At 36.1% G+C, this 12,828-nt stretch carries 14 protein-coding genes; 11 read left to right on the top strand and 3 right to left on the bottom strand.

The window, feature by feature from the left end:
• Nucleotides 1-232: 232 nt before the first annotated feature.
• From rpmH to yidD, 3 genes are read left to right on the top strand one after another with little or no spacing between them, the layout of a single operon-like run.
• Nucleotides 233-367 carry a 50S ribosomal protein L34 gene (gene rpmH, locus CD03_RS0121480; protein WP_027295399.1) on the top strand — a complete coding sequence of 45 codons (135 nt, stop codon included), beginning with the start codon at nucleotides 233-235 and terminating at the stop codon, nucleotides 365-367.
• Between the two features lie 53 nt (nucleotides 368-420).
• On the top strand, nucleotides 421-777 hold the full coding sequence (gene rnpA, locus CD03_RS0121475) for a ribonuclease P protein component (protein WP_027295398.1): 357 nt from the start codon (nucleotides 421-423) through the stop codon (nucleotides 775-777).
• Nucleotides 774-983 carry a membrane protein insertion efficiency factor YidD gene (yidD, locus tag CD03_RS37320; RefSeq protein WP_081820329.1) on the top strand — a complete coding sequence of 70 codons (210 nt, stop codon included), beginning with the start codon at nucleotides 774-776 and terminating at the stop codon, nucleotides 981-983. The genes rnpA and yidD overlap by 4 nt, the downstream gene beginning before the upstream one ends.
• 34 nt (nucleotides 984-1,017) lie before the next feature.
• On the opposite strand, the gene CD03_RS39595 is transcribed toward yidD, so the two are convergent.
• Nucleotides 1,018-1,209, bottom strand: a complete 192-nt coding sequence (locus CD03_RS39595) for a DUF6783 domain-containing protein (protein ID WP_334291679.1) — start codon at nucleotides 1,207-1,209, stop codon at nucleotides 1,018-1,020.
• Between CD03_RS39595 and CD03_RS0121470 the strand changes: the two genes are divergently transcribed.
• From CD03_RS0121470 to rsmG, 5 genes are all read left to right on the top strand, one after another.
• A complete protein-coding gene (locus tag CD03_RS0121470; protein ID WP_044290210.1) occupies nucleotides 1,185-2,462 on the top strand; it encodes a YidC/Oxa1 family membrane protein insertase in 1,278 nt (425 codons plus the stop codon). The two genes, CD03_RS39595 and CD03_RS0121470, sit on opposite strands and share 25 nt — an antisense overlap.
• A 12-nt stretch (nucleotides 2,463-2,474) precedes the next feature.
• Nucleotides 2,475-3,293: an RNA-binding cell elongation regulator Jag/EloR gene (gene jag, locus CD03_RS0121465; RefSeq protein WP_027295396.1), complete on the top strand. Its 819-nt coding sequence runs from the start codon at nucleotides 2,475-2,477 to the stop codon at nucleotides 3,291-3,293.
• A gap of 273 nt (nucleotides 3,294-3,566) precedes the next feature.
• Entirely contained in the window at nucleotides 3,567-4,943 is a 1,377-nt protein-coding gene (gene mnmE / locus CD03_RS0121460) for a tRNA uridine-5-carboxymethylaminomethyl(34) synthesis GTPase MnmE (protein ID WP_027295395.1), read from the top strand.
• A 12-nt stretch (nucleotides 4,944-4,955) separates the two neighbouring features.
• Nucleotides 4,956-6,839: a tRNA uridine-5-carboxymethylaminomethyl(34) synthesis enzyme MnmG gene (gene mnmG / locus CD03_RS0121455; protein WP_027295394.1), complete on the top strand. Its 1,884-nt coding sequence runs from the start codon at nucleotides 4,956-4,958 to the stop codon at nucleotides 6,837-6,839.
• Nucleotides 6,839-7,561 carry a 16S rRNA (guanine(527)-N(7))-methyltransferase RsmG gene (gene rsmG, locus CD03_RS0121450; protein ID WP_044289576.1) on the top strand — a complete coding sequence of 241 codons (723 nt, stop codon included), beginning with the start codon at nucleotides 6,839-6,841 and terminating at the stop codon, nucleotides 7,559-7,561. The genes mnmG and rsmG overlap by 1 nt, the downstream gene beginning before the upstream one ends.
• A gap of 174 nt (nucleotides 7,562-7,735) precedes the next feature.
• Here rsmG and CD03_RS0121445 read toward each other — a convergent pair whose 3' ends face one another.
• Together CD03_RS0121445 and CD03_RS0121440 are read right to left on the bottom strand one after the other, a co-directional pair.
• Nucleotides 7,736-8,329: a TetR/AcrR family transcriptional regulator gene (locus CD03_RS0121445; protein ID WP_027295392.1), complete on the bottom strand. Its 594-nt coding sequence runs from the start codon at nucleotides 8,327-8,329 to the stop codon at nucleotides 7,736-7,738.
• Between the two features lie 249 nt (nucleotides 8,330-8,578).
• Nucleotides 8,579-9,523, bottom strand: coding sequence for an alpha/beta fold hydrolase (locus tag CD03_RS0121440; protein WP_044289575.1), 945 nt, complete (start codon nucleotides 9,521-9,523; stop codon nucleotides 8,579-8,581).
• Between the two features lie 264 nt (nucleotides 9,524-9,787).
• On the opposite strand from CD03_RS0121440, the gene CD03_RS0121435 reads away from it, so the two are divergent.
• The 3 genes from CD03_RS0121435 (at nucleotide 9,788) to CD03_RS0121425 (ending at nucleotide 12,818) form a co-directional block, all read left to right on the top strand.
• Nucleotides 9,788-10,996, top strand: coding sequence for a hypothetical protein (locus tag CD03_RS0121435; protein ID WP_027295390.1), 1,209 nt, complete (start codon nucleotides 9,788-9,790; stop codon nucleotides 10,994-10,996).
• A 137-nt stretch (nucleotides 10,997-11,133) separates the two neighbouring features.
• Nucleotides 11,134-11,907: a ParA family protein gene (locus tag CD03_RS0121430; RefSeq protein WP_027295389.1), complete on the top strand. Its 774-nt coding sequence runs from the start codon at nucleotides 11,134-11,136 to the stop codon at nucleotides 11,905-11,907.
• A complete protein-coding gene (locus tag CD03_RS0121425; protein ID WP_027295388.1) occupies nucleotides 11,901-12,818 on the top strand; it encodes a ParB/RepB/Spo0J family partition protein in 918 nt (305 codons plus the stop codon). The genes CD03_RS0121430 and CD03_RS0121425 overlap by 7 nt, the downstream gene beginning before the upstream one ends.
• Nucleotides 12,819-12,828 lie beyond the last annotated feature (10 nt).

Here is a 12,828-nt window from a genome sequence, read left to right as displayed (position 1 = left end):
TATGGAAAAAGTTATACACAAGTTATCCCCAATTTGTGGATAACTTTATGTAAACCGTGGAAAATAAGTGTGGAAAAGTTAAAAGAGGGTAAAGAATATAAAAAAATAAAGGAATAGCTTGACTTACGGCATATTTATGAATATAATTGAAATGATGTTTTTAAGCATGTAAAATATAATTTACCAATTATGCTAATAGATATTTGGTTAGATAGAAGGAGGTGCCAGACTCATGAAAATGACATTCCAACCGAAAAAGAGATCCAGAGCTAAGGTTCACGGATTCAGAGCTAGAATGAGCACAGTAGGCGGAAGAAAAGTTATCGCTGCTAGAAGAGCAAAAGGAAGAAAAAAATTATCAGCATAGGCCGCAGATTTGTGGCCTTTTCTTCTCTTTAAATGATTGGTAAAGGATGGCCTATGATATTTTCAGAATCATTGAAAAAGAATAAAGATTTTCAATATGTATATAGGAAAGGAAAATCTTTTGCGAACAGATATTTAGTAATGTATGTCTTAGAAAATCAGTTATCCGGGAACCGCCTGGGTATTTCAGTCAGTAAAAAAGTTGGCAATAGCGTAGTGAGGCATGGGTTAACCAGATTACTAAGAGAGAGTTATCGGCTGAATGAATCCGGTTTTTTGCCAGGATATGATATTGTTGTAGTTGCGAGAGTGAGTGCAAAGGAAAAAGGTTTTGCAGAGATAGAGAGCGCACTTTTGCATTTAGGGAAACTTCATAACATATTTCATATAGAAAAGATTGATGATAAATGAAAAAATTATTAATCGGTTTGATTAAATTATATAGAAAATATTTATCGCCATTAAAAAGCACTCGTTGTCCTTATATACCTACGTGTTCACAGTACGGGTTAGAGGCAATTGAAAAATATGGTGCTGTTAAGGGAACCATCTTGACCTGCTGGAGGATATTGAGATGTAATCCTTTTTCTAAGGGCGGATATGATCCGGTCCCTTGAGCATGTCTGAAAATTGCTTTCTGACAGCTGCGCGTCACAGTTTGTGGGAGATTTGTCCCCGAATGAAGGGCGCGTAGCGGGCTACGTAACCTGAATTCGGGGCAAATATGCCGCAAAGTGGGGCGTGCTGATGGCGGGAATGAATTTTCAGACACGCTCTGGAGTGTGTGACTAATTTAGGAGGAAAAAGTCTTGTCAAAAATGTTGTTAACAAAAAGTACAACATTCATTATTGGACCTGTTGCGGTTGCTTTAGGTTTTATCATGAATGCAATTTACTTGTTTTTGAATAATCTGTTCAATATTCAAAACATTGGTCTTTGTATTATTTTATTTACTATTGTTATTTATATGTTATTAATGCCGCTTACGATCAAACAGCAAAAGTTTTCAAAGCTTTCAGCACAGATGAACCCTGAACTTCAGGCAATTCAGAAAAAGTATAAAGGTAAACAGGATCAGGCTTCTATGATGAAGATGAATGAAGAAACAAAAACTGTTTACTCAAAATATGGAGTTTCTCCTATGGGAAGTTGTTTGCAGCTTCTTATCCAGATGCCGATTTTATTTGCTTTGTATAAGGTAATCTGGAATATTCCGGCATATGTAGGCGGAATTAAAGATGCATTCATGCCTTTAGTGGACAAGTTACTGAATAACTCCGCTGCACAGACATTTTTAACTGATATCGCTTCTAAGAATCAGATTAATTTTGAAAGTGCCGGATATAAAGCAGAAACAATTGTAGATACCTTATATAAATTCAAACCGGATGACTGGACAAACCTGGCTGGTAAATTTCCGGATTTAAGCAGCCTTATCACCGGAACCCAGGATAAGGTAGACCATTTTAATAATTTCCTTGGATTAAATATAGCAGATGCTCCCATGAGTATGCTTCAGGCTGGAATTAAAACCGGAGCAATCCTGGTTATTATAGGAGCAATTGCAATTCCTGTTCTGGCTGGTTTAACACAGTGGTTTAACACCAAACTGATGCCGCAGCCGGATGCAAACGGACAGGGTGGTACCATGGCAAGCTCCATGAAGACCATGAATATGATCATGCCGATCATGTCAGCAGTATTCTGTCTGACACTGCCGGCAGGTATGGGACTCTACTGGATCGCCGGTGCTGTAATAAGAAGTGTTCAGCAGATTATTGTTAACAAACATATGGACAGCGTAGATGTGGAAGCACTGATCTCCAAAAACCTGGAGAAGCAAAATAAGAAACGTGAAAAGATGGGCCTGCCTCCTCAGAAGATATCTAATCAGGCAAAATTGAATGTGAAGAATATTAATGAACCGGTTTCACATCCTTCCACACGTGCGAAGGCTAATGTGAAAAAAGAAATGTCAGAAGAAGATATTAAGAAATCTACAGAATATTATAATCAAACCGCAAATGCAAAACCTGGAAGTATTGCTTCCAAAGCCAGAATGGTTCAGCAATACAATGAGAAGAATAAGAAATAGGAGGGTTTTCTTATGGATTACATTAAAGTGTCTGCAAAAACAGTTTCGGATGCTATCATTGAAGCATCGATTCAATTGGAAACATCCAGTGACAATATTGAATATGAAGTACTTGAGAATGGAAGCTCGGGATTTTTGGGGTTTGGAAGTAAACCGGCTGTCATTCGTGCAAGAAAGAAAGAATCTGTAGAAGATATTTTAGATACTCCTTTATTTACCACGCAGGAAAGCAAGGTGAAAAAGGAAGAAAAGCCTGTAAAGAAAGAACCCGTTCGAAAAGAAAGCATTAAAAAAGAAAGTTTCAAAAAAGAACCTGTTTTTAAAGAAGTCTCAGAAGAAGTAAAAGAAGTAGTAAAGGTTTCCAGGATACCTGCAAATAAAGAAGAAGTTGAACAATCCGCATATGAATTTTTACAGGGCGTGTTTAAAGCAATGGAAATGAATGTAGAAATTAAAGCAGAATTTTCAGATGACACGCTGAGTGTAGATTTAAATGGAGATGACATGGGAGTCCTGATTGGCAAAAGAGGACAAACCCTGGATTCGCTGCAGTATCTTACAAGCCTTGTTGTAAACAAAGGAAAAGCATCTTATACCCGTGTGAAGCTGGATACGGAAAATTACAGAAACAGAAGAAAAGAGACATTGGAGAACCTGGCAAGAAACATTGCATTTAAGGTGAAGAAGACAAAAAGACCGGTATTTTTAGAGCCAATGAATCCTTATGAGAGAAGAATTATTCACTCAGCACTTCAGAATGATCCATATGTTACTACACACAGCGAAGGGGAAGAGCCTTACCGTAAAGTAGTTGTTACATTAAAAAAATAAAGATTTTATTATAAGGGGGTGTCGTGCAATTCCTCAGTGTATCCAAATATGGATAGGGTTTATCAGCTGGGAGATTGCAAGGCACTCTTTTGTGTATCGTCAAGTTAAAGCCGCAGTAGATGCGGCGTAAGGAGGCAAGAGTGAAAGAAGATCACTTTCACACCATTTATAATAGCCGCAGTAAATGCGGCGTAAGGAGGTAGGAGTGAAAGAAGATCACTTTCACACCATTTATAATAGCCGCAGTAAATGCGGCATAAGGAGGTAGGAAACATGAAAACAGATACCATAGCAGCCATTTCAACAGCAATGACGGCATCCGGAATTGGAATTGTCAGAATGAGCGGCAGCGAGGTTTTTACCATTATAGATCGTGTTTATCAGTCAAAAGGAAAGAAAAAAAAGTTGTCAGAGGTACCAACCCATACAATTCATTACGGATATATCATGGATGGGGATGAGATGATAGATGAAGTACTGGTAATGGTTATGAGAGCACCCCGAAGTTTTACATCGGAAGATACAATTGAGATCAACTGCCATGGCGGGGTTTATGCCATGAAACGTATTTTGGAGACTGTTATTAAAAACGGAGCCAGACCTGCAGAGCCTGGGGAGTTTACAAAGAGAGCATTTCTGAACGGAAGAATGGATCTGTCCCAGGCGGAAGCGGTAATTGATGTAATTAATGCTAAGAATGAATATGCGCTGAAAAGTTCCGTAAGCCAGTTAAGAGGTTCGGTAATGCAGGCAATTAAGGAGATTCGCGAGCAGATTATTTATCATATAGCATTTATTGAATCAGCTTTAGATGATCCGGAGCATATCAGCCTGGAGGGATATGGCGGAGAGCTTCAGCAGGTAAATAATAAATTAATTGGTAAATTAGAGAAGTTGATTGCATCGTCAGAAGATGGTAAGATGATGAAGGAAGGAATTCGGACTGTAATTGTAGGTAAGCCTAATGCAGGAAAATCGTCTCTGTTAAATGTACTGGTTGGAGAGGACAGAGCTATTGTAACGGATATAGCGGGGACAACCAGGGATATTTTAGAGGAGACCATACAGATTCATGGAATCAGCCTGAATATCATTGATACGGCGGGAATACGCAGTACAGAGGATGTTGTGGAGAAGATCGGGGTATCCAGGGCAAAAGATTATGCAAAAGATGCAGATCTGATAATTTATGTGGTGGATTCTTCTACAGAGCTGGATGAAAATGACAGTGAAATAATAGAGATGCTGAGGAGTAAAAAAGCAATTATATTGTTAAATAAGACAGATCTTCAGATGATTACTTCAGAAGAAATGTTAAAAGAGAGAATAGATAAGCCGGTCATTCCTGTTTCAGCAAAAGAAAATAAAGGAATTGATTTACTGGAACTTACCTTAAAAGAAATGTTTTTCCATGGGGAAATTTCATTTAATGATGAGGTCTATATAACAAATATACGCCATAAGACAGCACTTGCTGATGCGCTTTCCAGCTTAAGGCAGGTAAGGGAAAGTATTGAAATGGGTATGCCGGAGGATTTTTATTCCATTGATTTGATGAGTGCATACGAGGAACTGGGTGGAATTATCGGTGAATCCGTGGGAGAAGATCTGGTAAATGAAATTTTCAGTAAGTTTTGTATGGGAAAATAGAAAGGATATAACATGAATACCATAGAAGAAAATGTTGACGTTGTTGTAGTTGGGGCCGGACACGCCGGATGTGAAGCGGCTCTGGCAAGTGCCAGACTTGGACTGGAGACAATTGTGTTTACGGTAAGTGTAGACAGTATTGCCCTGATGCCCTGTAATCCAAACATAGGAGGCAGCTCCAAAGGACATCTGGTGCGTGAAATAGATGCTCTTGGCGGAGAAATGGGCAAGAATATAGATAAAACCTTTATACAGTCTAAGATGTTAAATAAATCAAAAGGTCCGGCAGTTCATTCTCTGAGAGCCCAGGCGGACAAGGCGGACTATAGCCGCGAGATGAGGAAAATACTTGAAAATACAGACCATCTGTCTGTGAAGCAGGCAGAAGTAACGGAAATTATAGTAGAAGACGGCAAAATCAGCGGCGTGAAAACCTTCTCCGGAGCAGTATATCACTGTAAGGCTTGTGTATTGTGCACCGGAACTTATCTGAAGTCCCGGTGCATTTACGGGGATATCAGTAATTATACGGGTCCAAACGGGCTTCAGGCTGCAAATTATCTGACGGATTCCCTAAAGGAAAATGGAATAGAAATGTTTCGTTTTAAAACAGGAACACCTGCCAGAATTGATAAACGGTCTATAGATTTTAATAAAATGGAAGAACAATTTGGAGATGAAACAGTAGTTCCATTTTCCTTTTCCACAAATCCGGAGGATGTACAGATTGAACAGGCATCCTGCTGGCTTACCTATACGAATGAAAATACCCATGAGATCATAAAGAAAAACCTGGATCGTTCCCCATTATATTCTGGTATGATTGAAGGAACCGGGCCCAGATACTGCCCGTCTATTGAAGATAAAGTAGTTAAATTTTCTGATAAAAACAGGCATCAGGTATTTATTGAACCGGAAGGTCTGCATACAAATGAAATGTATGTTGGCGGGATGTCCAGTTCCCTGCCGGAAGATGTACAGACAGCGATGTACCGAACAGTGCCGGGGTTAGAAAATGCTAAAATTGTAAGAAATGCCTATGCGATTGAATATGACTGTATCAATCCGAGACAGCTGAATGCCGCGCTGGAGTTTAAAAATATTAAAGGGCTTTTCAGCGGTGGCCAGTTTAATGGAAGCTCCGGATATGAAGAGGCAGCAGCCCAGGGGTTGGTAGCAGGTATTAATGCAGCACAGAAGGTATTGGGAAGAGATCTTTTGATACTGGATCGTTCGGAATCTTATATAGGTGTATTGATTGATGATCTGGTAACAAAAGAGAATCATGAGCCTTATCGTATGATGACATCCCGCTCGGAGTATCGCCTGTTGCTCAGACAGGATAATGCTGATCTGCGTCTGACTAAAAAAGGATACGAGGCAGGTTTAATTTCCGAAGAGGTTTATCAGGCACTTTTAGAAAAAGAAAAACAAATAGCAGAAGAGACGAAAAGAGTGGATCATACAAATATAGGTGCTTCAAAGGAGATTCAGAGATTCCTGGAAGCACATAACAGCACCATTTTAAAAACCGGAACTACCCTTGGTGAGTTAATAAGAAGGCCGGAGCTGACTTATGAAATGCTTGGTGATATTGATGAAGGACGTCCTCAGTTATCAACAGGAGTTCAGGAACAGGTTAATATTAATATTAAGTATGAGGGGTATATCAAACGCCAGTTAAAACAGGTATCCCAGTTTAAAAAGCTGGAAAGCAAAAAAATACCGGAAAATATTGATTACGAAGATATCAGTGGGCTTCGTATCGAAGCAAAACAGAAATTAAAACTATATATGCCTATGTCAATTGGACAGGCGTCCAGAATATCAGGAGTAACACCGGCGGATATTTCTGTACTTTTAATATATATGGAACAATACGGCAGGAGGTCATAATGGAGGAAAAGAACAACGTACTGATTCAGGGATGTCTGGAGCTTGGAATACACCTGACAGATACCCAGGTAAATCAGTTTGAGACATATTATGAGTTATTAGTAGAATGGAATAAGGTAATGAACCTTACGGGGATTACAGAATATGACGAAGTCATGCAAAAACACTTCGTAGACAGCTTATCTATCGTTAAGGCTGCAGATCTTGGGCAATGTAAAAAAGTCCTGGATATGGGCACAGGAGCGGGCTTCCCGGGCATTCCAATTAAGATCGTATACCCTCATTTAGAAGTTGTACTGCTGGATTCATTAAATAAGCGGATTAAGTTTTTAAATGAAGTAATCGGGAAATTAGGTTTGTCAGGGATAACAGCCATACATGGCAGGGCAGAAGATTATGCAAAGCAGAAAGAATACAGGGAGATGTTTGATCTCTGCGTTTCAAGGGCAGTGGCAAATCTGGCATCACTGTCTGAATATTGTATACCATATACAATGTTACATGGAAACTTTATTTCTTATAAATCCGGCAGTATAGAGGATGAGTTACAGAATGCAAAAAATGCAGTTTTTCTGCTTGGTGGAAAAATCAAAGATACAGTAAAATTTACACTTCCGGGAAGCGATATTGAGCGGTCTCTTGTTGTAATAGAAAAGGTAAAGAAGACTCCGGGAAAATATCCCAGAAAGGCAGGACTGCCTGCAAAAGAACCGATAGCCTGACTTAATTGTCAGGCTATTAGTGTGGAGATTTTGATACCTCTATGCAGGATTGTCCATAGAAACAGTTCCAGTTTTACCATTTACGGTTAAATTGGCCTGGTCTGAATGATATACAGTCTGCCCTTTTCCAGGGCCCACTCAATATCCATTGGCAAGTAATTTATAAAATCCCCCCTAAATAATAATTCCGTGTAGAAAAATATCTAGTGTCATATTTAGCATATCCTCCGGACTATTGGAAGATCTTGTAGTATATACAATGGATAGCATGGAGTTAATAAGTAATCTGGTTGCAAGAGAAGAATCTGTATTGCGAAAGAAACCGTCAGAAATGCCTCTCTCAATAACGGATTGAAACATATCCTGATAGTCATAATGCAGCTTTTTTAATCGCTTTTGATACGCAGCAGCTAAAAATCTTTCTTCTGATTTTACCCACAAAAGAAGTCCGCTGTTTTCTTTTGTATATGTAAGATTCATCTCCATAAGCTTCTTTAAACAACTTGTGGGAGATAAGTTTAATGTTATTATATTTCTTGTATCCTGCAGTAGGTTTTTCATCTTTTCTTCAACAATAAAAACAACAATTTCATCTTTTGCTGTAAAAAAGTCATACAGGCTGGATTTACCCATTGCGGCAGCTTCAGCAATCTCCCGCATGGAAGTTTTCTGAAATCCTTTTTTATTAAAAAAGCTAAGAGCTATAGAGGCTATTTCGTTTTGACGTTGCAGTATCTGTTCTTTTGTAAGTGTTAATCCTTTAGCCATAGTATATTCTCCTTATACTAGCGACCAATGGTCGCTTTATGAATTTTATTATAAACGTCCGGTGGTCGTTTGCCAATAATGTAAAAAATATTTTATTAATACTATTTATATATATTTGTTTATTGTCAGTTTGATAATATAAGTAAGTTTGGATCAAAAAAATGTTTTATGATATTAAGATTATAATAATTAAACAATATAAAAAGTTAATCACTCATATTTAACACTGAAATGATTAACTTTTATAGTTTAAAGAAAAATATTTAATTGTTCAAGGAAGGAGTCAGCAGCTTCCACTTGAGGAAGAGACTTTGTATCATTTACATACGCTGTTTCAATTGCCGGATTAATTTCTACGTAGTTATCTATAATGCCATCCATATCCTGACATTTACTGCCGGCAATGATAAAAATACTATTGTTTATTTCTTTTAGGGCATGTGCAATATTTACATTTAAATAAAGACCATTTAAGCTGGAAAGTAAATATTTTCCGCCACTGTCTTTTAAATGAGCCGCCTCATAATATACATCTATATATTTTCCTTTTAAACGGAAAGGATTATAAATATATTCTTCTGTAAAACGATATTCTAAATTTGACCTGTTAATGATCATATTATAGACAGTGGTGCCTATTATCGGCAGATCCATTAAAAATTTGGTCACTTTAGAACGTTTTCCTGGTATACTGTTTAACTTGGACAATTTTTCCGGATTAACCATAAATATTTTATTAAATAACTCGGAATCATTGTGACATGCCATAACAACAAAAGAAGAAGAAATGCCAGTAGCAGCTACATTAGTTTTTTGACCAATCACCTTTTTTACAAAATCAGTAACTAATTGAACGTACAAAAAATTCGTGTAAGTTAAGTTTGGCTTATCAGAGCGACCACATCCCAACAAGTCAATAGCATAAACAGTATGGTTCTTTGATAATTTACGAATTACTTCATTCCATTCATAAGAGGATGAATAGGGAGTAAGATCATGAATTAAAAGCAAAGGGTTTCCATGACCGGATTTGGTATAAAATACATTACCAAATCTCCACTCAAAATAGTTTCCGGTATTTGCATTTAACATATGTTTTATTACAGCGGCTGAGGCTATACATTTATTAATAATGTGCATCACAGCAATTGCAAATGTGGTGAGTAGGATCGTAGTTTTTATTTTGTGTTTCATAATGCTGTAACCCCTTTCTAAACAAAATCGTAACTTTTAAGTCACGCAAACTTTATCTATATTATAAGCTATATTGCAAAGACTTACAATTCTTTTTTTCTGGTAATGCGGTTTTAAAGTAATAAGAATTTATAAAAAAAGCAATTTAAGGGAATGTGAAAAATTGCTTTCCTAATGTCGGAATTTAGTATATGATAGTATATAGAAATAAAACAAATTATTGGATTTTATTTTAAATAGATGAAACCGTAAGAAGGAAAAATAATGATAAAGGAATACATAGAAGATAAGCTTAGAACGAATAGACTTCAATTTGAAATTTTGGATAGAGAGTATCAAACCATCCGCAAAAGTGAAGGCGAGATCAATGAACACATAAAAAGACTTCAGGAAGATGATGATATAGATTTTGTAATTTTTTCTCCAAGAAGTTTGAAATATTCCACAAAAAACAGTATAGTGGAATATGATCGGAAGTTACAGGATCTTGTACAGGAACGTGAAACAGTAAAAGGAAAAATGAATCGTCTTTTGGAACAAAGAATGGAATTGGACAAGATGTTCCAGGAAGCAGAAGAAAAGCAGTTAGAGAGCGAAATTGTTGAAGTAACTGGTCATAATCATAATATTAAAAATGATGTAAAAATAGATAATAAAGGAAAAGTAGAAGATAAAGAAAAAACAGAAAATAAAGAAAAGACAGAAAATAAAGAAGATAGAGAAACATTTGTTGAATCAGGACAGAATATTGATGAAAAGAAAATAAAAAATTGGAATGAAAATGGTACTATTAAAATAAAAACAAATGGAAATACGGGAAAATTTTTTGATGCATTGGCACACAAAAAAGGTAGTACCAGTTCTAGAGTAGTAAGAACAGGACTTAATCCTAATTTAAAAATGGATTATAATTCAGAAAGTTCCAGAGATAGAAGAGAAATTAAAAATGTATTTGATAAAAAAAGTTTGTATACTTCACTGGAAAATAAAGTTTTGGATGGAAATAGAAATTTGGATGAAAATAAGCTTATAAATAGTAATAAAAATAAGGTGGAGGAGAATACCCCTGTTCATTTTATAAATATTGTAGAAGGTAAAAGTATAGATGATGTGGAACCTGCTAATAATATAGATAGTAGAAATAGTATGAAAGAATCAAGCAATGTTATAGAAAGTGAGTCCGGCAGTCATTTTATTAATATCATGGAGGGACCGGATAAGAAAAATTCTGTTTTAGATAAGGAAGAAAATGAAGTAATAAACTTTGGGGCTGCTACTGATAGTTCACTGGAGAATAAATTTTTATGCAGCAGATCAACAGGACGAAAGACGGGTGATAAGGTAATAAGGAGTGATGATATGCAAAAGCTATTGTCTAAGATAGAATTGTGCCAGAAATTATTGCTCACAAATAAAGAGGAGTGTAATGTGGAACTTAAAAATCTGAAATATGTATTAGAAAATCTCGTATAAATTGATTTCAATGTTTCACGTGAAACATTGAAATCTTAAATTTTACATAAATGATGTTTCACGTGAAACATTTTTATAGATTATCATTTCGATAAGTGCTATAATGTAAAAGTATAAATCAAGAAAGGGATTAAATTATGGGAAGAACGATCGTAGTTGCTAATCAAAAGGGCGGCGTAGGAAAAACTACTACGGCTATTAATTTATCTGCCTCCCTGGCAGAATTAGGTCAAAAAGTTTTAATCATAGATATGGATCCTCAGGGTAATGCGACCAGTGGTATTGGAGTAGAAAAAGAGGATGCCGAAAATACAGTATATGAGTTATTATTAGGACAATGCACTATTGAAGATTGCATGATAAAAGATGTATATGAAAATCTTAGTTTGTTGCCTTCTAATATCAATTTAGCTGCTGCGGAGATCGAATTAATTGAAATTGATGAAAAAGAGTATATTTTAAAAAAGGAAGTTGCTAAAGTAAAAGATAATTTTGATTTTATTATTATTGACTGCCCTCCATCTTTAAGTATGCTTACGGTGAATTCAATGTGCGCGTCTGACACTGTTTTAGTACCAATTCAATGTGAGTATTATGCATTAGAGGGATTAACTCAATTAATGCACACCATTAATTTAGTAAGAGAAAGACTGAATCCGGAACTGGAAATGGAAGGTGTAGTATTTACAATGTATGATGCTCGTACTAATCTTTCACTACAGGTTGTTGAAAATGTTAAAAATAATTTAAATCAAACAATTTATAAGACAATTATTCCGCGTAATATTCGTCTTGCAGAAGCGCCAAGCCATGGAATGCCAATTAATATTTATGATTCCAGATCCACAGGGGCAGAGAGCTATAAATTATTGGCAGAAGAAGTGATACATAGAGGAGAAGAAGAATGGTAGTAAAAAAAACTGGTTTGGGAAAAGGACTGGATTCGTTAATACCGACACATAGCACCTCCCAAAAAACTACGGTCAAAGATGCAAAAGAAGAAAAACAACAAGTCAAGACAGTAGTTAAACAGGAAGAGATAAGAATTAAAATTACGGAGATAGAACCAAATAGAGAACAGCCTCGTAAAAAGTTTGATGAAGATGCGCTCTTAGAACTTGCTGAATCTATTAAGCAGTTTGGCGTTATACAGCCCTTAATTGTACAAAAAAAGGGAGATTATTATGAAATAATTGCAGGTGAACGCCGATGGAGAGCTGCTAAAATAGCGGGATTAAAAGAGGTTCCGGTAATAATTAAAAATTATACAAACCAGGAACGAGTAGAAATCTCGTTGATTGAAAATATTCAAAGAGAAGATTTGAATCCAATTGAAGAAGCTCATGCATATAAACGCTTATTAAATGAGTTTAATTTAAAGCAGGATGAGGTTGCAGAGCGGGTTTCCAAAAGTCGTACAGCTGTTACAAATTCAATGCGTTTACTTAAATTAGATGACAGAGTTCAGCAGATGGTAATAGATGATATGATATCGACTGGGCACGCAAGAGCCTTATTGTCAATTGAAGATAAAGAGTTACAGTATACAGTTGCAAATAGAATATTTGATGAAAAATTAAGTGTACGTGAGACTGAAAAACTCATGAAAACGATCCAGCTAGAGAAGACAGAAAAGAAAATAGATGAAAAAAATACTGTAAATAGTCTTATATATAAAGATATAGAAGAAAAAATCAAAGCTATCCTGGGTACAAAAGTAATTGTTGATCATAAATCAAATAATAAAGGTAAGATACAAATAGAATACTACTCCAATGAAGAACTTGAACGTATCGTAGAAATGTTAGAATCAATCAGATAGGGGAGCTATT

This window comes from Robinsoniella sp. KNHs210 (assembly GCF_000686105.1).
Lineage (GTDB): Bacteria > Bacillota > Clostridia > Lachnospirales > Lachnospiraceae > Robinsoniella > Robinsoniella peoriensis.
This window is presented reverse-complemented; position numbering and strand designations above follow the sequence as displayed.

Bases quoted from the DNA above. Each gene is read 5' to 3' on its own strand.
- rpmH (WP_027295399.1), top strand. From the start codon at position 233: ATGAAAATGACATTCCAACCGAAAAAGAGATCCAGAGCTAAGGTTCAC.
- rnpA (WP_027295398.1), top strand. From the start codon at position 421: ATGATATTTTCAGAATCATTGAAAAAGAATAAAGATTTTCAATATGTA.
- mnmG (WP_027295394.1), top strand. From the start codon at position 4,956: ATGAATACCATAGAAGAAAATGTTGACGTTGTTGTAGTTGGGGCCGGA.
- CD03_RS0121440 (WP_044289575.1), bottom strand. From the start codon at position 9,523: ATGAAACACAAAATAAAAACTACGATCCTACTCACCACATTTGCAATT.
- yidD (WP_081820329.1), top strand. From the start codon at position 774: ATGAAAAAATTATTAATCGGTTTGATTAAATTATATAGAAAATATTTA.
- CD03_RS0121430 (WP_027295389.1), top strand. From the start codon at position 11,134: ATGGGAAGAACGATCGTAGTTGCTAATCAAAAGGGCGGCGTAGGAAAA.
- jag (WP_027295396.1), top strand. From the start codon at position 2,475: ATGGATTACATTAAAGTGTCTGCAAAAACAGTTTCGGATGCTATCATT.
- CD03_RS0121445 (WP_027295392.1), bottom strand. From the start codon at position 8,329: ATGGCTAAAGGATTAACACTTACAAAAGAACAGATACTGCAACGTCAA.
- CD03_RS0121435 (WP_027295390.1), top strand. From the start codon at position 9,788: ATGATAAAGGAATACATAGAAGATAAGCTTAGAACGAATAGACTTCAA.
- CD03_RS39595 (WP_334291679.1), bottom strand. From the start codon at position 1,209: ATGTTGTACTTTTTGTTAACAACATTTTTGACAAGACTTTTTCCTCCT.
- CD03_RS0121425 (WP_027295388.1), top strand. From the start codon at position 11,901: ATGGTAGTAAAAAAAACTGGTTTGGGAAAAGGACTGGATTCGTTAATA.
- CD03_RS0121470 (WP_044290210.1), top strand. From the start codon at position 1,185: ATGTTGTTAACAAAAAGTACAACATTCATTATTGGACCTGTTGCGGTT.
- rsmG (WP_044289576.1), top strand. From the start codon at position 6,839: ATGGAGGAAAAGAACAACGTACTGATTCAGGGATGTCTGGAGCTTGGA.
- mnmE (WP_027295395.1), top strand. From the start codon at position 3,567: ATGAAAACAGATACCATAGCAGCCATTTCAACAGCAATGACGGCATCC.